The 15,796-nt window shown below is 30.0% G+C and carries 19 protein-coding genes; 15 read left to right on the plus strand and 4 right to left on the minus strand.

Translation table 11 applies throughout. The features are described 5' to 3' along the window. The first annotated feature begins 144 nt into the window (after window positions 1-144). Window positions 145-984 (plus strand): AAA family ATPase, encoded by an 840-nt coding sequence (locus ACR9ES_RS06260; protein ID WP_435255512.1) that lies wholly within the window; start codon window positions 145-147, stop codon window positions 982-984. Window positions 985-1,064: 80 nt separating this feature from the next. On the opposite strand, the gene ACR9ES_RS06265 is transcribed toward ACR9ES_RS06260, so the two are convergent. Both ACR9ES_RS06265 and ACR9ES_RS06270 read right to left on the minus strand, forming a co-directional pair. After that, entirely contained in the window at window positions 1,065-3,602 is a 2,538-nt protein-coding gene (locus ACR9ES_RS06265) for a DEAD/DEAH box helicase (RefSeq protein WP_435255513.1), read from the minus strand. Continuing rightward, a complete protein-coding gene (locus tag ACR9ES_RS06270; protein ID WP_435255514.1) occupies window positions 3,602-4,507 on the minus strand; it encodes a HamA C-terminal domain-containing protein in 906 nt (301 codons plus the stop codon). The genes ACR9ES_RS06265 and ACR9ES_RS06270 overlap by 1 nt, the downstream gene beginning before the upstream one ends. Window positions 4,508-4,752: 245 nt before the next feature. Between ACR9ES_RS06270 and ACR9ES_RS06275 the strand changes: the two genes are divergently transcribed. Then, on the plus strand, window positions 4,753-5,136 hold the full coding sequence (locus ACR9ES_RS06275; RefSeq protein ID WP_435255515.1) for a hypothetical protein: 384 nt from the start codon (window positions 4,753-4,755) through the stop codon (window positions 5,134-5,136). Between the two features lie 74 nt (window positions 5,137-5,210). After that, window positions 5,211-5,645, plus strand: a complete 435-nt coding sequence (locus ACR9ES_RS06280; protein ID WP_435255516.1) for a JAB domain-containing protein — start codon at window positions 5,211-5,213, stop codon at window positions 5,643-5,645. A gap of 228 nt (window positions 5,646-5,873) precedes the next feature. Here ACR9ES_RS06280 and ACR9ES_RS06285 read toward each other — a convergent pair whose 3' ends face one another. Continuing rightward, complete coding sequence (locus ACR9ES_RS06285; protein WP_435255517.1) at window positions 5,874-6,128, minus strand: helix-turn-helix domain-containing protein; 255 nt, start codon at window positions 6,126-6,128, stop codon at window positions 5,874-5,876. 82 nt (window positions 6,129-6,210) lie between these two features. Between ACR9ES_RS06285 and ACR9ES_RS06290 the strand changes: the two genes are divergently transcribed. From ACR9ES_RS06290 to ACR9ES_RS06325, 8 genes are all read left to right on the plus strand, one after another. Continuing rightward, window positions 6,211-6,621, plus strand: a complete 411-nt coding sequence (locus tag ACR9ES_RS06290) for a hypothetical protein (RefSeq protein WP_435255518.1) — start codon at window positions 6,211-6,213, stop codon at window positions 6,619-6,621. 301 nt (window positions 6,622-6,922) lie between these two features. Then, window positions 6,923-7,342, plus strand: coding sequence for a hypothetical protein (locus ACR9ES_RS06295; RefSeq protein WP_435255519.1), 420 nt, complete (start codon window positions 6,923-6,925; stop codon window positions 7,340-7,342). Then, window positions 7,342-7,566, plus strand: coding sequence for a hypothetical protein (locus ACR9ES_RS06300; protein WP_435255520.1), 225 nt, complete (start codon window positions 7,342-7,344; stop codon window positions 7,564-7,566). The genes ACR9ES_RS06295 and ACR9ES_RS06300 overlap by 1 nt, the downstream gene beginning before the upstream one ends. Window positions 7,567-7,604: 38 nt before the next feature. Continuing rightward, entirely contained in the window at window positions 7,605-8,015 is a 411-nt protein-coding gene (locus ACR9ES_RS06305) for a lipocalin family protein (protein WP_435255521.1), read from the plus strand. A 363-nt stretch (window positions 8,016-8,378) separates the two neighbouring features. Then, the gene (locus tag ACR9ES_RS06310) at window positions 8,379-9,203 is read left to right on the plus strand and encodes a prephenate dehydratase (protein ID WP_435255522.1); all 825 of its coding nucleotides are present in this window, start codon (window positions 8,379-8,381) and stop codon (window positions 9,201-9,203) included. Continuing rightward, on the plus strand, window positions 9,200-10,342 hold the full coding sequence (locus tag ACR9ES_RS06315; RefSeq protein WP_435255523.1) for a pyridoxal phosphate-dependent aminotransferase: 1,143 nt from the start codon (window positions 9,200-9,202) through the stop codon (window positions 10,340-10,342). Before ACR9ES_RS06310 ends, ACR9ES_RS06315 begins: the two co-directional genes overlap by 4 nt. Further along, window positions 10,342-11,208 carry a prephenate dehydrogenase gene (locus ACR9ES_RS06320; protein WP_435255524.1) on the plus strand — a complete coding sequence of 289 codons (867 nt, stop codon included), beginning with the start codon at window positions 10,342-10,344 and terminating at the stop codon, window positions 11,206-11,208. The genes ACR9ES_RS06315 and ACR9ES_RS06320 overlap by 1 nt, the downstream gene beginning before the upstream one ends. A 10-nt stretch (window positions 11,209-11,218) precedes the next feature. Continuing rightward, window positions 11,219-12,301 (plus strand): chorismate mutase, encoded by a 1,083-nt coding sequence (locus tag ACR9ES_RS06325; protein ID WP_435255525.1) that lies wholly within the window; start codon window positions 11,219-11,221, stop codon window positions 12,299-12,301. Window positions 12,302-12,327: 26 nt separating this feature from the next. Here ACR9ES_RS06325 and ACR9ES_RS06330 read toward each other — a convergent pair whose 3' ends face one another. Next, window positions 12,328-12,804 (minus strand): hypothetical protein, encoded by a 477-nt coding sequence (locus ACR9ES_RS06330; protein WP_435255526.1) that lies wholly within the window; start codon window positions 12,802-12,804, stop codon window positions 12,328-12,330. Between the two features lie 65 nt (window positions 12,805-12,869). Between ACR9ES_RS06330 and rsgA the strand changes: the two genes are divergently transcribed. The 4 genes from rsgA (at window position 12,870) to ACR9ES_RS06350 (ending at window position 15,754) form a co-directional block, all read left to right on the plus strand. Then, window positions 12,870-13,811 (plus strand): ribosome small subunit-dependent GTPase A, encoded by a 942-nt coding sequence (rsgA, locus tag ACR9ES_RS06335; protein WP_435255630.1) that lies wholly within the window; start codon window positions 12,870-12,872, stop codon window positions 13,809-13,811. Window positions 13,812-13,943: 132 nt separating this feature from the next. Next, the gene (gene dtd, locus ACR9ES_RS06340; RefSeq protein ID WP_299001355.1) at window positions 13,944-14,396 is read left to right on the plus strand and encodes a D-aminoacyl-tRNA deacylase; all 453 of its coding nucleotides are present in this window, start codon (window positions 13,944-13,946) and stop codon (window positions 14,394-14,396) included. Then, on the plus strand, window positions 14,397-15,041 hold the full coding sequence (locus tag ACR9ES_RS06345) for a TatD family hydrolase (RefSeq protein WP_435255527.1): 645 nt from the start codon (window positions 14,397-14,399) through the stop codon (window positions 15,039-15,041). It abuts the gene before it with no gap. Continuing rightward, window positions 15,038-15,754 carry a tRNA threonylcarbamoyladenosine dehydratase gene (locus tag ACR9ES_RS06350; protein WP_435255528.1) on the plus strand — a complete coding sequence of 239 codons (717 nt, stop codon included), beginning with the start codon at window positions 15,038-15,040 and terminating at the stop codon, window positions 15,752-15,754. The genes ACR9ES_RS06345 and ACR9ES_RS06350 overlap by 4 nt, the downstream gene beginning before the upstream one ends. The last annotated feature ends 42 nt before the right edge of the window (window positions 15,755-15,796 follow it).

A 15,796-nucleotide genomic window follows, 5' to 3' on the forward strand; every position in this document is an offset into this window, starting at 1 on the left:
ATTTTGTATTAGCCTTATATAGTATCAAAACAAAAAGTGGAAAAACTTTTTCACAAATCCTTACAGAGAAATCTGTAGGGATTTTTTATGGAAAAAACTTAAAATTATTACACATAAATATTAACCTTTTTAAACTTAAAAATTATGCAATTAGAACCAAGTAAAAGAGATGCTGTAAAGCTTAGAATTGGCTTATCAGGAGCAAGTGGATTTGGAAAAACCTACTCAGCTCTACTACTAGCTTATGGACTCACTAAAAACTGGAATAAAATAGCTGTAATTGACACAGAAAATAAGTCAGCTAGTTTATACTCACATTTAGGAAACTTTCAAGTAATTAATTTAGAAGCTCCTTTCAGTCCCTCTAGGTACATAGAAGGAATTAAGTTATGTGAATCCAATAACAATATTGAAGTTATTATTTTAGATTCTATTAGCCACGAGTGGAATGGCTCAGGAGGATGTTTAGATATACACAACAAACTTGGTGCGAGATTTCAGGACTGGAATAAAGTAACAAAACTCCATCAAGCATTTGTAGATGCTATATTACAATCTTCATGTCATATCATTACTACTACTAGGAGGAAAACTCATTACTCATTAGACATCAAACCTAATGGTAAAGCTAAGGTTACCAAACTAGGTACAAAAGAAATTACAAGAGAGGGATGGGAATATGAGTTAACTGTAAATTTTGAGCTCATCAATCAAGAAAACAAGGCTGTGATAAGTAAAGATAGAACAAGTTTGTTTTCTACTAGAAATGAATTTGTAATTACAGAAGAAGTTGGAGAAAAATTAGCTCAATGGTGTGTTCCAAGACATCTTAAAATAGAAGAGATACTACAACAGATTGCAGAGGCTAAAACTATTCCAGAGTTAACCACTATATATAAGTCTAACCTTAAACACCAAGAAATTTTATTACCAGCTTTTAAGGAAAAGAAAGAGAAGCTAGATAAAGTTGCTGTGAGTAAATAAGAGTATCAAAATTTTAGTAGCTATAAAGCTACTTTTTTTGAGTTGAATCCCATTCCCTTATCTTACAAGGGGATGGGAAACTATAAAATATGTTCAATTTGCACTTGAATCCAATAATTTAACTCATCATAAATAGAACTTATTCTATCAATAATTTCTTCTTTAGATTCAAAATTATCAGAATTTAGATAATTATTAGATAAAAAAACAGATGTTTCTCTTGGTATATTATACTCTATTAATTTTCTCGTAATAGGCTTATATGCTCCCATCTCCATAAAAGTTAAAAAAGAATGCTCTTCATTTACCATATCATAGATAGGCTTTAATAAAACTGGAATTCCATAAGATATTTTATTTTGAATATTACTTATAAGGTCTTCTATTTTATCTTCATCATGATCATAAATCAACTGCTTTAAAGGGACTTCTTTAGACCATTTAATAGCTGTTATACAAATAGAAAATAAAAGTCTCTGGGTATTTGGATTATCTAATTTTATTTTCACATACCTATCATAGTATCTATGATAATTGTTGTATAGATATAATAATGTTCTAAAAAGTTTATTAGCTGCTTCACCATCATTAATTGAAGAAGGTATATCAATTTTATTCAATTCAGAGTAAAGCTTATCCAAGTCAAAAGGATCCCAATATCTATTCTTTAAGCAAACTTCTACAGGAACATTTAGTTCATTTAAATTACTCTTAATTTCTACTAACTCTTCATTAGTAATTTTTATACCTGTACTTTCGAGTTTTGTAATTGAATCATCCTGATATTTTAAAATGGTCTGTCGAATATAACAGCTTATAAACTTATCCTCTTCAGCTTCTCCAAAAGTATTCTTTGTTAGAGAGTTTATTATTTCATCTCTATTCGAATTAAACCTATTAGCATATGTTATATTCAACTTCTTATTAGGTTTATCAAATAAACTAGCTTGATTATGACTATCTTCTTTAAAAGAATCTTCATCTAATATATAAGTCCTACCTATAAAGTCTTTTAACAACCTTCCTGCCCTACCACTCAAATTTGCTATTTCATATTTTGTCAGAGTTGGATTATTGCTATTTTTTTTTCTTTGCACAAAAAGGTTCGGATTTCTAATAAAAACGTTTTGTGTAGGAAGATTAACTCCTTGCATTAAAGTAGTTGTACACACAACATTTCCTATTAATTTTTCTTTTATAGCTTTTTCAATAACAAACCTAACGTGATGTGGTAACTTTCCATGATGGTAAGCTATATTGTTCTTAACAACATTTATCAGTGAATAATTATCACTAACTGAATCAGATAAATATTCGGACAGTAATATTATTTTTTCATCTAACTGTTCAATATCATCTCTTTCTTTATTAATTCCAATAGCAATATTTCTTGCTTGTTTTGGATTAGGAGCAAAAACTATATTCTTACTATCGCTACCTAATTTACTTATTATTTCATAGAGAAAATCATTAAACTTTTCATTATACATACTCCCTCCATAACCAACTATTTCTTTATTAGTAATTCTTAATGAAATTGGATTATTAAAAAAATCAGAATACTGTTTAAATAAAAAGGCTTTTCCTTGTTTTGCTATTGAGTACGTAAAGTTAACTACGGGAGAACTTTTAACATTAATTTCCATACTTTCAACTCCAAATAGATTTTCACCTAAATCACCTATATCTTCTATTCGAGGTCCTGATATTATTATTTTATTAGCACTACTATTATGCCTGTATTCATTTAATAAATCAAAAAGAGTTTTGGCTCTAGTATCCTTAGGACTATCAACCCTTTCTATGTTTTGAATCTCATCTATGATAAAAACCTGAATATTCTCAAAAGGATTTTTCTCTTGAGAAAAAGCAGAAATGGCTCTTTCTTGAGTCAAAACATAAATTTGATTATTATCTTGTGCTTTATCAGATGAATATGTATTAAATACACTATAATTATAAAGTCCAAAATCTTTTAACATTTGGTTAAAATCATTAGACACCTGAGATATTAAAGATAAAGTGGGAACAACATAAAGAACATTACCTTCTTTTCGCAAAAGAATTTCAATTGTTTTTAATAAAATTAAGTAAGACTTACCTGCTGATGTAGGAGCTGAAATTCCTACAACTCTATTCTTGTCAATTTCATCCCATACTTTCTTTTGAAATTCAGTTAATAAAAACTTTTTATCAAGAACTTCAATCTCATAATTTTCATTATACATAGAAATATATAATTGATTTATATAACTGGTAAATGATGAATGTTTTTTTTCATTAAAATCATACTCTTTATCTATGAGAATACCAGAAGGAGCATAGCCTATTCTAGATAAGAATAAAATTAAACTTTCATGTAATAAATCCCACTTAGGGTTTCTATACTGCCAAAGTATTCCACATAAGGTAATAACAAGATTTTTAGTTTCTTGATTATTATCAAATCTAGATAATCTATCTAAAAGAGAAATAGATTTAAGTAAAAGAGGATATGTTATTTTACTGTATTTATTTTTGTTTATTAACCCTAGCTTTATTGCTGTTGAGTACAATTCAATAATATGTAATCTTGAAATAATTTTTACATCTTCTAAATCAATAATTTTCTTTTCCATTAAGCACCTAAAGTTTTCATAAATTCATCTAATAAATTATCCAATTTCCAAACGGGAAAAACTATATAATTTATTCTTTCTAAAACCCCTTTATCAATTTTATCATAAACTTCATCACCTACTGATTTAAATTTCTCTTCAATAATTTCCTTAATTCTTTCTTTAATTTCAGTTTCATTTGTTTTATCAATCTCCCTAGTTTCATGATAAATAATTATACAAACCAACTCAAACTTAACGTTACTTAAAGTGTTAGATTTTAGCTTTTCTACTATTTCTACAAGATTTCCATCTATCATACCATCCTCATAGAGATATAAGTCCAGCTCATCATTAATCTCTTCAAATGATTTAGAAATACTATTTAAAGAATCTTTAAATGCTGATTTGAATTTATATTTGGTTTTATAACATTTTGATTCTCCAAGAAAGAATACATTCTCACCATTAGAGTTTATTTTATAGTGAATAGCGTCAGCACCAAATCTTTCATGCTTATTTGAAGTTGTTATTGACATTTTTCTCAATACAGGTGTAGCTGAAAAAAAATGCTGTATAAAATTAAATAGAAGCAATTCACCAAATTGACCTTGCGGATGACCTGGTCTAAATTTTTTTTTAGCATTAAAAGTTAACTTAGCACTAGCATTCCCAAAATCTGAAGTTTCTTCGAAGAATTTATTAATAAGTTCAGAACTTTTCCTTTTACTATAAACAAAACTATTAATTGTACTCAGCAAACAATTTATAAAATCATTCCTTCTTTCCAACACATCTGTATAAGTAATTGATGTGGCAAAATGCTCTTTATCTGGCTTAATTTTAAACTTTTGACTAAACCAAAAAGTCTGATTTAATAACGAGTCAGTATGAGACAAAAGACTCTGAATATCTTTTTCTTCCATAGATGAAGGACTTATTTTTTGTTAAATATAAAATAAAATTTTATAAAAAAAATGAGGCTACTTTTTTGTATGCATAAATCTCCTCCACTTAACTACCCCCCACTTATTTTTGATTTTAAAACACCCCGTGGTGCTTCTCAGTAGAAAATATTTTTTGACCCCATATATAAAAGCAAGGTGATAGCTGTTTTTAAAGGAACTTATATTTTCTAGAATCAACTTATTTATCAACTCAAAAAAAAATTATGGTACAAATTGTAGGCTACAGAGAGTGTAGCAAAGAAGATGGTTCTAAATTCTATTTGTTAGAACTACAAGGAGGTATAGAAATGGTAGTAAGCAAAACTACTGGTCAATTCTATGCTACAGCAAAAAAAGCAATGATAACTTCTACTTTTGATGAGGTTACTTGTAAAGCTTTAATAGGAACTCAAATGAAAGGAAGCATTGTTAAACAAGAGGTTGCTCCTTATGAGTATATTATTAAAGAAACAGGAGAAGAAATAATTTTAACTCACAAATGGGTTTACACTCCTGATGAAGCTCCTAATGTTAAAAAGCTTTTTAAAGCTGACCATAGCGTGTTTTCACAAAATGGTGTAAACAAATTAGAGGAAGAATTAGTTTAATTTAATCTGTCCAAATTTTGCATTTACTATAATAAGTAATTACGAATGCTGGACAGATTTATAATTTTAAATTTATGAAAGTAGCTGAAATAAAAATTTCCTATTCTAGTAAGAATAGTAATAAGTTCAAAATACAAAATAGCGCAGATGCTTACAATCTAGTAGCTGAGAAATGGAATAAAGATTTAATTGAATTACAAGAAGAAATGAAAGTAATTTTACTTAATCGAGCCAATATGGTATTGGGTATATTTGAATTATCTAAAGGAGGAACAAATAGCACAGTTGTAGATGTCAAATTACTTGTAAGTGTAGCTTTAAAATGTAATGCACATGGTATAATCATGTGTCACAATCATCCTAGTGGAAATTTAAAAGCAAGTAAGGCTGATATTGAAATTACCAATAAAGTTAAAAAAGCATGTAGTTATTTTGATATGGTGCTTTTAGATCACTTAATAATTACCAAGGGTGAACATTTGAGTTTTGCAGATGAAGGGTTATTGTAATCTATCGAACTTGCAATATTTGCAATTTCTACAGTATTCACATGTATAAGTAGATGAATGAAATAACTCTAAGAAGAGGTTTTTATAAAAACGAATTAATTTGCAGATAATTAATAATAGCTTTTTTTATTATAAAATCCTTTTTTATTCCTACCAGAAACTATATAAATTAATGAAATAAAAGGTATAATAATTCTTTTAAGCAAGTTCTACTATAATAGCTTTTTCTTATTTTTCTTCTAAAGAAAAACCTACTAATTCAGTTAATGAAACTTCTAAAGCTTCACTAATTCTAAACAAAGTAAAAAGTGTAGGATTTGTTCTGCCAGATTCAATTCTAGAAATGTTAGTAGTATCAAACCTACCAAGCATCTTACTAGCTAAATCTACTTGTGACAAACCTTTTTCTTCTCTAATATTCTGAATGTTAATACCTATTTTTTTCTGAATTGAAATCTGTAACTCTTTTAAATCCTGACTCATTACAACTTGTCTTATTTGACAAATCAAGAAAAGAGTTATATTTGTTTAAACTTATGCCATAAATGACAACATATTAATAATCATGAAGAAAAAAATAATTTTAATAATCTTAATAACTATTTGTAGTTATTCATATTCTCAAAATAATAACTCAAATCACAATAATGATTCTGACTTAAAAGAAAAAGCAACAAATTACATTAATAAAGCTATAGAAAATCAAAATGACAAATTGAAAATGACAATTCAAAAAAGTAGATTTGTTATTGTTAAGGATATAAATGAAGGTAATTGTGACTTAGCTATAGAAAAAAGTCTTTTTACTTTAAAAATTGCTCCTAAAGAGACTTACTTTATGATACTAGCTGGAGAAGCTTATAAATGCAAAAGGGATTATAAAAATGCCATTCTTTGGTTTAAAAAAGCTAATGAGATATTTAAAACAGATGACCTAAGGAATGAAATAAAGCTTCTTGAAAAGAAAATCAAATAACTAAGAACACTTGTAAATCTGTTGAACTAATAGTTGATTTAATATGGAAAAGAACCAAGATAAAAAAGAAAGTAAATGATGTTTGCTTGCTGCTGGAGTTGTATTTGGACTAATAGCTTTAAACCCATTATTAACTTTAATATTTGGTGGAGACCCAAGAAGCTTAGAGGGGATTGATTATGACACAGGTGAAACTTATAGTATTTTATCTAATCTTAGATTAGCTTTTATAGCATTAATAATAGCATTAATTTATTATGTCTGGGCACATTTCATAAAGAATGACAAAGAGTAAAAAGCTATGTTAGAAGATTATATCTCTCATAAATTAAAAAGTTCTCTAGAAGAAAACAATGTAGGTTTAATTTATTTAACAACCTTTTTAAATGGAGTAAAATACTACAGAAGTCATAAAACTTCGGAATTATACTTACCTAGCAAGACTTTACAAGTAGAAACTTATTTAAGCTTTTATGAAAATGAACTATTAGCTGTAACTTATAATACAAGTCAAAATAATCTTAATTACTTAATTGAATTTATAAATTCATTTGCTGGTAGTGAAGATGAGTTTTTATTTGAAGATGTGTTAGGAGGTAACTCAGATTTGTTCTGCATTCAAAATGATATAGCTATTCATCTAAACAACAGAACAAACAGTACTATAGATTTCAAAATAACTATCCCAATAAATCAAAGAAAAAATAAAGTATTTGTATAATGACTAATAAACTACCTTTCAGAATTGGCATGCAATATGAAAATTGGGAGTTTGATTTAGAATTGGTAGATACAAAAAAGAGTTATGAAGTATACAACTACACAAAAGGAGATATTAAAGAATTTAATGAAGAATTAATTGAATACATCCATTTATACTTTGAACTTGACATCTTACTCAAAATTAAAATCAAAACCCAACAGAATATATTTACTCTATTATAATAGTAAATTTTAAACAGTAATAATCAAAAATTAGTAATATGAAAAAAGTAATTTTATTTTTAATGACCACCTTAATTCTATCCTCATGTGGGGGAAGTGATGATAATTTACAGTCTGGAATTATTGGGAAATGGAATAAGGTAAAAGAAACTAAAGAATACTCCAATGGGAGTATTGAAGAAGTAAACTTGTCAACTTGTGATTTAAAGGAAACTTTAGAATTAAAATCTAATAAACAAGTTATCCTGACTAAGTACTCTGGAACAAATTGTGAAGATGCAAGAACATCTGAGGGGACTTATTCTTACAATGAATCAAATAATGAATTAACCCTACCAGGAAACAATAAACAAATTGTTGAGGTAAGTGAAAATAAAATGAATTTTAAATTCACAGTAACAGGTATTGAAAGTTATATTAAGACAGTATATTTTGTTCGTGTTAATTAAGAAAAGGCACACATTTAGGCATACATCAAAAATGTAATCCTTTGTAACTCCCAATAACATTAACAAAAGTAAAAAAAAGGAGAGTCCCGTCCAGACCGCTAAAAGCTTCTCAATTTTTGAGGAGCTTTTTTCTTTTTATACATTTTTTCAAAAAAAGTTTGGTTTACTGAAATTTATTTCTAAGATTTGCCTCGTACAAAGAACACAAATACAATGATGTTACAAAACGTATGGCAAGGTTTCTATTTTTACTTTTACTTTTTTAGTAAGAGCTGAGACTTTGTACCATATTGTTAAACTAACAAGAAAATAATATAGCTAATCAAAGTCTCGAATTTATCGAGGCTTTTTTTTTGACCTAAAATGAAAAAAATAGCCATTCAAGGAATACATGGAAGCAACCATTATATTGTTGCAAATAATTTCTACGAAGAAAACATCGAACTAGTTGAATGTTTGTCCTTTGATGTATTGGTAGATAGTTTATTGAATTCACAAAGTAAACAAGCAATTATGGCACTAGAAAACACCATCGCAGGCTCAATCATACCCAACTATGCACTAATTGACAAGTACAATTTGCATATTTCTGGCGAGTATTACTTGCCTATACACCATCATTTAATGGCGTTACCAAATCAACAAATTAAAGATATTACTGAGGTTTGCTCACACCCTATGGCCTTGCTACAATGCAAAGAGTTTTTCAAACAACATAAGCATATAAAACTAGTTGAAGATGTTGACACCTCTGCTGTTGCGAAAAGAATTTCTGATCAACAATTAAAGGGTGTTGCAGCTATCGCACCCAAAATAGCTGCTGATATTTTTGGACTTTCTATCATTGAGGACGAGATCCAAACCATTAAAAATAATGCGACTCGCTTTGTGATTTTACAAACAAGTAACCCTGAAAATGGCAAGATTGAAATTAACAAAGCCTCGTTAAGGTTTGAATTAGACCATAAAAGAGGAAGTTTAGCCGCAGTACTAAACGTAATGAGCGATTGCAAATTAAACCTAACCAAAATACAATCGTTACCCAAAATTGAAACACCATGGAAGTATGCCTTTTTTGTTGATGTAACTTTTGAAGCATACGAAGATTTCGAAAAAGCAAAAGCCATTATACAAATTATGGCAGAAGAATTTAAAATATTAGGTGAATACAAAAACGGAAGATTATGATACAGTTTGCCAATCGCTTACAAACCGTACAAGAGTACTACTTCTCTAAAAAATTACAAGAAGTACGTCAATTAATTTCAGAAGGTAAACCAATTATAAATATCGGAATTGGAAGTCCTGATTTACTGCCTCCAACCTCAGTATTAAAAGCTATTCAAGATAGCTTACAAGATACTGGAGCACATAGCTATCAGAGTTATCAAGGGTTACCAGAGTTTAGACAAGCTGTTTCAAATTTTTATCAAAACAACTATGAAGTTACCATAAACCCTGCTAACGAAGTACTCCCTTTAATGGGAAGTAAAGAGGGAATTATGCATATTTCATTAGCTTTTTTAAATGAAGGAGATCAGGTATTAATTCCTAATCCAGGATATCCAACTTACAGCTCTGTGACCAATTTATTAGGAGGAAAACCTGTTTTTTACAAGTTAGAAGAAGCTAGTAACTGGCAACCTAATTTTGAAGCTTTAGAAAAACTAGATACTTCAAAAATAAAATTGATGTGGGTAAATTACCCCCACATGCCAACGGGTGCCGATGCAACCAAAGAAACTTTTCAAAAGTTGATTGACTTTGGAAAAAAGCACAATATTGTGATTGTAAATGACAATCCGTATAGCTTTATATTGAATGAACATCCTCAAAGTATTTTACAAGTTGAAGGCGCAAAAGACATTGCTTTAGAGTTAAACTCGGTAAGCAAATCTTTCAACATGGCTGGGTGGCGTGTTGGAATGTTATTAGGAAAACCTGAATTCTTAACAGAAGTTTTAAAAGTAAAAACTCAAATGGATTCTGGTATGTTTTATGGAATTCAAAAAGGAGCTACTAAAGCTTTAGAGTTAGAAAAGGATTGGTTTATCCAATTAAATAATACTTATAAAAAGCGACAAGAGTTAGTCTTTAAACTAGCAGATAAGTTAGGATGTACCTACGATAAAAACACCTCAGGAATGTTTGTTTGGTGTAAACTTCCCAAAGGAAAAACATCTGAAGAAATGATTGACGATTTGCTATATAACAAACACATTTTTGCTGCTCCTGGAACCATTTTCGGCAGCCAAGGTGAAGGTTATATTCGTTTCTCACTATGTGTATCAGAAGAAAAAATTAACGAAGCAATCAACAGAATATAATGAACGTATTTATCATAGGACTAGGATTAATCGGCGGAAGTTTTGCCCTAGATATTCAGCAAGAATTTAAAAACGTTACTATCTTTGGAATTGACTCCAACGAAGAACATGGAGATCTCGCTTTAGAAAGAGGGATTATCCATCAAAAAGCAACATTTTCAGAATTATCGAACGCAGACATAGTTATTATTGCCATTCCTGTAGATGTTTCTCAAGAGGTAATTTTGAAAACATTAGATAGCATCTCTGATACTTGTTTGGTTTTTGATGTAGGTTCGACTAAAGAACTGATTTGCGATGCTGTTAAAAATCATCCGAAAAGAAGAAATTTTTTAGCAACACACCCTATTGCTGGAACGGAATTTTCAGGACCTAATGCGGCTTTGACAAATTTATTTAGAGGTAAAACCAACATTATTTGTGAAGTAGAAAAAACAGCTTTCAAATTACAAGAAAAGGCATTAGATATTTTTTCAAAATTAGGAATGCGTATTCGATACATGGATCCAAAATCACACGATAAACATATTGCTTATGTATCCCATTTATCACACATCAGCTCTTTTATGCTTGGTAAAACCGTCATTGAAAAAGAGAAAAACGAACGTGATATTTTCGATATGGCTGGTAGTGGATTTGCTTCTACTGTGCGTTTAGCAAAAAGTTCACCAGCGATGTGGACTCCTATTTTTAAACAAAATAAAGAAAATGTTGTAGAATCTTTGAACGAATACATTAGTAACTTACAACAATTCAAAACATTATTAGAAAAAGATGATTTTCCAGAAATATATACTGAAATGGAAAACACCAATCATATAAAACAAATATTAAACGGAATTTTAGAGGTAGCACCTCAACAATAAATACATCAAAATGGAAAACACAAAAGAATTAAGAACTTGGTTAGATGCCTTCGGATTAGGGCATCCACTAGTAATTGCAGGACCTTGTAGTGCTGAAACTGAAGAACAAGTATTAAAAATAGCTCACGAATTAAAAGATACAGATGCTACGGTATTAAGAGCTGGAATTTGGAAACCTCGTACAAGACCTGGGAATTTTGAAGGTGTAGGCGCTCTAGGATTAAAATGGTTGCAAAAAGCAAAACAAGAAACAGGAATGTTAATTGCTACCGAAGTTGCCAACAAAGATCATGTACAATTAGCTTTAGAGCATGATGTAGATATTTTATGGATTGGTGCTCGAACCACTGTAAGTCCTTTTATCGTTCAAGAAATTGCAGATGCTTTAGAAGGAACCGATAAAATAGTTTTGGTAAAAAACCCTGTAAATCCAGATTTACCTTTATGGTTAGGTGCTATAGAACGCTTGTACGCTAAAAACATCAAAAAATTAGGAGTAATTCATAGAGGTTTTTCTACTTATGAGAAAACCCGATATAGAAACAACCCTGAATGGCAAATTCCTATCGAATTACAAAACCGTTTTCCTGATTTACCATTGATTTGTGATCCGTCACACATCGCTGGTCGTCGTGATATCATTTTTGATATTTGCCAAACAGCTTTAGACTTAAATTTTGATGGTTTAATGGTTGAAACACATTACGACCCTGATAATGCTTGGAGTGATGCTTCGCAACAAATCACCCCTAAAACTCTAGTACAAATGATGGTAGACTTAAAAGTAAGAAAAGCTACTGATACCGAAGCTGATTACCGAAATGCACTAAATACTTTACGTACTCAAATTGATGTAGTGGATCATCAATTGATTGAAATGTTAGGGAAACGTATGAAAATAGCTGATGCTATTGGTGAGTTAAAGAAAGATAAAAACGTTGCTATTTTACAAACTAGACGATGGAACGAAATCTTAGGTAAAATGATATTAGAAGGACAAGATAAAGGACTAAGCGAAGAGTTTGTTCTTAAAATGTTTAAAGCGATACACCAAGAAAGTATCAATCATCAAGAAAAAATCATTAACTCATAAAAAAAAGCGCCATTAGGCGCTTTTTTTTATTTTTCAGCAGACTCTGAAGTCTTAACCTCTCTTTTAAAAATATAACGTGTTATAAAAATTCCGTTACTATCTCCTTTTCCTCCATAACTCTCTACTCCACTATTAGAAAAAGCCAATTCCCAACCATTTTTTGCCATATCATTAAGCTTAGAGGTAATCACTGCATCATTTGCTACAATATTCTGAAAACGAATTCCTCCAATATTAAAGAAGTTTAACAGTTTTGTTTCTTCGAAATTTTTAACTCTAATTTCCGATCTTTTCGACTTGTTTCTTTCATCATTTTCTTCTGATCTTCCAGAGGTATAATCTTCAAAATTTCTCTCTTCGTCTGAAGAAATTAACCTAGATCTTCCCAAACCATTTGGTACTATAGACTCAACACTTGTTATAACCTTATATTCATATGTTTGCGCAATGGCCGAAACATAAGACAATCCAATAAAACAAATAGATAATAATAGCTTTTTCATAATAAATTTTTAAAATTAAGGCACGAATATATTATTTTTTTATGAATAATCCGCATCTTTGTTTTATGACAGGAACGGTTTACAAATCTACAGGAAGTTGGTATTGGGTAAAGTCTAAAGGCGAACTATATAAGTGTCGTATTAAAGGAAAATTCCGTATTAAAGGAATAAAAAGTACAAACCCTATATCTGTAGGTGATATTGTTGATTTTTCTTTAGAAACCAATAATGATGAAGAAACAGGTTTAATTACCAACATTCACGAGCGTAAAAATTTTATTGTTCGTAAATCGGTTAATTTATCAAAACAAACTCATGTAATTGCTTCTAATATTGATCAAGTATTTCTGTTAATTACCATTGACAACCCTCCTACATTTACCACATTTATCGATCGTTTTTTAGTTACTGCTGAAGCCTATTCAATCAAAACTATTTTAGTTTTTAATAAGATTGATTCGTATGAAATTGAGCAGCGTGCCGAAATTATGTACCTAAAAGATATTTATGAAGCCATCGGTTACGAATGTGTAGAAGTTTCTGCAACTGAAAACATCAATATAGATAAAATCAAAGAGATGATGACAAGCAAAGTAAGCATGTTTGCTGGTCATTCGGGAGTTGGTAAAACTACTTTAGTCAACGCCATTGAACCTTCTTTAGATTTAAAAACCAAAGAAATTTCTGAACAACACAAACAAGGACAACATACCACTACGTTTGCTGAAATGTTCGATTTAAGTTTTGATGCTCGTATTATTGACACTCCAGGAATTAAAGGTTTCGGAGTGGTTGATATGGATAAAGACGAATTAGGTGACTATTTCCCTGAATTCTTCGCTTTAAAACAAGACTGTAAATTCAACAATTGTATTCACGTAAATGAACCGCAGTGTGCTGTTAAAGAAGCCTTAGAAAATGAAGAAATTGCTTGGTCTCGCTATAAAAGCTATTTGCAAATTTTAGAAGGTGAAGAAGAGCATTATCGAACTGATATTTGGGAATAGTGATTTGCTGTTGGCTATTAACTCTTAGCTTTTGGCTGTTAGAGGCTAGTTTTCAACTTTCAAACTAAAAACCCAACAATCCAACAATCCAACTATCTAATAATCTAATAATCTAATAATCTAAATTATAGAATGAAAGCAGTAATTCAACGTGTTTCAAAAGCTAGTGTTACTATTGAAGGAGAAAAAGTTGCGAATATCCAAAACGGATTATTAGTCTTATTGGGTATTATTGATGACGATACACAAGAAGATATTACTTGGTTGACTAAGAAAATTGCCAATCTTCGTATTTTTAATGATGAAGATGGCATTATGAACAAGTCTTTACTTGATATTAATGGAGAAGCAATCGTTGTAAGTCAATTCACTTTGCATGCTTCAACAAAAAAAGGAAATCGACCTAGTTATATTAAAGCAGCAAAACCTGGTATTGCAATTCCGTTATACGAAAATTTCGTTCAGCAATTTGAAATAGAGTTAGGCAAAAAAGTTCAAACAGGCGAATTTGGAGCAGATATGAAAGTAGAACTGTTAAATGATGGACCTGTAACTATTATTATTGATACCAAAGACAAAGTGTAATTGCAATTTATTGATATTCATACTCACACTTCATCTACTCAAAAAGATGTTTTTTTAATAGAAAATAAATATCCTAATTCGACCGATTTTAGCAAACCTTTTTCTATTGGGATTCACCCGTGGTATATTTCAAAAGACACTTTACAAAACGATTTAAAAATTGTTGAAAAGCAACTAAGCTCCGAAAATTGTTATGCGTTAGGAGAATGTGGTTTGGATAGAATAGCCGAAATTGACTTCTCTCTTCAACTTGAAGTTTTCAAGCAACAAATTCAACTTTCAGAAAAATATAACAAACCTATAATTATTCATTGTGTAAAGGCTTTCCAGGAAATTATTCAATTGAAAAAAGAAATCAAACCAAAACAATCTTGGATTGTTCACGGATTCAATAAAAATCACCAAATTGCGCTCGATTTAATACAACATAAAATATGTATATCCTTCGGAGAGAGTTTATTAAAAAATGAGAGACTACAAGAAACTTTTTCAAAACTTCCATTAAACTTTCTTTTTTTTGAAACTGATACTTCCGAAGCACCTATTGAAAGCATATACAACATTGCTAGTGAACTAAGAAAAACCGAAAAACAAGAAATTATAAATACTGTAAAACAAAATTTTAGTAGAATTTTTAAAAGATGAGTTGGTTAGAACGTACCGAATTATTGGTTCAAAAAGAAGGGTTAGAGAAGATTAAAAATGCCAATGTTTTAGTAGTTGGATTAGGCGGAGTTGGATCGTTTGCAGCAGAATTTATTGCGCGTGCTGGTGTAAACAAAATGACCATTGTAGATGGTGATGTTTTTGACAAAACAAACATAAATCGTCAATTACCGGCATTACATAGCACCATAGGAAAATCAAAAGCACATATTTTAGCTGATAGATTAAAAGACATCAATCCAGATATTGAATTGACTGTTTTAGAAGAATTTTTATCGCCAGAAAGAGCCTTTAAAATAGTAACTCCAAACTTTGATTATGTGTTAGATTGTATTGACAGTATTACTCCTAAAGTTAATCTGATTGTTGCAGCACGCAGAAAAAAAGTGAAAATCATCAGCTCAATGGGAGCGGGTGGTAAATTGGATGCTTCTAAAGTTAAAGTGAAAGACATTAGTAAAACCAAGCACTGTAAAATGGCAAGAGCCATACGTAAACGCTTAAAAGAACTAAAAGTTGACAAAGGGGTTAGAGCCGTTTATTCAGAAGAAATTCAAATTTCTGAAAGTTTAAAACTCACTGACGGAACCAACTATAAAAAATCATACTACGGAACCATTAGTTATATGCCCGCTGCTTTCGGCTTACAGGCTGCTTCTTACGTTGTTAATCATATCTTAACAAAAAAATAAATCCCATGGAAATTATTTTTTTTGTTACATTTGCATCCAATT

Origin of the sequence: Tenacibaculum sp. A30, from assembly GCF_051200845.1 — a bacterium.
Lineage (GTDB): Bacteria > Bacteroidota > Bacteroidia > Flavobacteriales > Flavobacteriaceae > Polaribacter.

Excerpts from the sequence above, each read along its gene's own strand:
- ACR9ES_RS06275 (WP_435255515.1), top strand. The coding sequence starts at position 4,753 with ATGGTACAAATTGTAGGCTACAGAGAGTGTAGCAAAGAAGATGGTTCT.
- ACR9ES_RS06270 (WP_435255514.1), bottom strand. The coding sequence starts at position 4,507 with ATGGAAGAAAAAGATATTCAGAGTCTTTTGTCTCATACTGACTCGTTA.
- ACR9ES_RS06320 (WP_435255524.1), top strand. The coding sequence starts at position 10,342 with ATGAACGTATTTATCATAGGACTAGGATTAATCGGCGGAAGTTTTGCC.
- ACR9ES_RS06315 (WP_435255523.1), top strand. The coding sequence starts at position 9,200 with ATGATACAGTTTGCCAATCGCTTACAAACCGTACAAGAGTACTACTTC.
- ACR9ES_RS06325 (WP_435255525.1), top strand. The coding sequence starts at position 11,219 with ATGGAAAACACAAAAGAATTAAGAACTTGGTTAGATGCCTTCGGATTA.
- ACR9ES_RS06300 (WP_435255520.1), top strand. The coding sequence starts at position 7,342 with ATGACTAATAAACTACCTTTCAGAATTGGCATGCAATATGAAAATTGG.
- rsgA (WP_435255630.1), top strand. The coding sequence starts at position 12,870 with ATGACAGGAACGGTTTACAAATCTACAGGAAGTTGGTATTGGGTAAAG.
- ACR9ES_RS06295 (WP_435255519.1), top strand. The coding sequence starts at position 6,923 with ATGTTAGAAGATTATATCTCTCATAAATTAAAAAGTTCTCTAGAAGAA.
- dtd (WP_299001355.1), top strand. The coding sequence starts at position 13,944 with ATGAAAGCAGTAATTCAACGTGTTTCAAAAGCTAGTGTTACTATTGAA.
- ACR9ES_RS06260 (WP_435255512.1), top strand. The coding sequence starts at position 145 with ATGCAATTAGAACCAAGTAAAAGAGATGCTGTAAAGCTTAGAATTGGC.
- ACR9ES_RS06330 (WP_435255526.1), bottom strand. The coding sequence starts at position 12,804 with ATGAAAAAGCTATTATTATCTATTTGTTTTATTGGATTGTCTTATGTT.
- ACR9ES_RS06280 (WP_435255516.1), top strand. The coding sequence starts at position 5,211 with ATGAAAGTAGCTGAAATAAAAATTTCCTATTCTAGTAAGAATAGTAAT.
- ACR9ES_RS06310 (WP_435255522.1), top strand. The coding sequence starts at position 8,379 with ATGAAAAAAATAGCCATTCAAGGAATACATGGAAGCAACCATTATATT.
- ACR9ES_RS06265 (WP_435255513.1), bottom strand. The coding sequence starts at position 3,602 with ATGGAAAAGAAAATTATTGATTTAGAAGATGTAAAAATTATTTCAAGA.
- ACR9ES_RS06290 (WP_435255518.1), top strand. The coding sequence starts at position 6,211 with ATGAAGAAAAAAATAATTTTAATAATCTTAATAACTATTTGTAGTTAT.
- ACR9ES_RS06305 (WP_435255521.1), top strand. The coding sequence starts at position 7,605 with ATGAAAAAAGTAATTTTATTTTTAATGACCACCTTAATTCTATCCTCA.
- ACR9ES_RS06350 (WP_435255528.1), top strand. The coding sequence starts at position 15,038 with ATGAGTTGGTTAGAACGTACCGAATTATTGGTTCAAAAAGAAGGGTTA.
- ACR9ES_RS06285 (WP_435255517.1), bottom strand. The coding sequence starts at position 6,128 with ATGAGTCAGGATTTAAAAGAGTTACAGATTTCAATTCAGAAAAAAATA.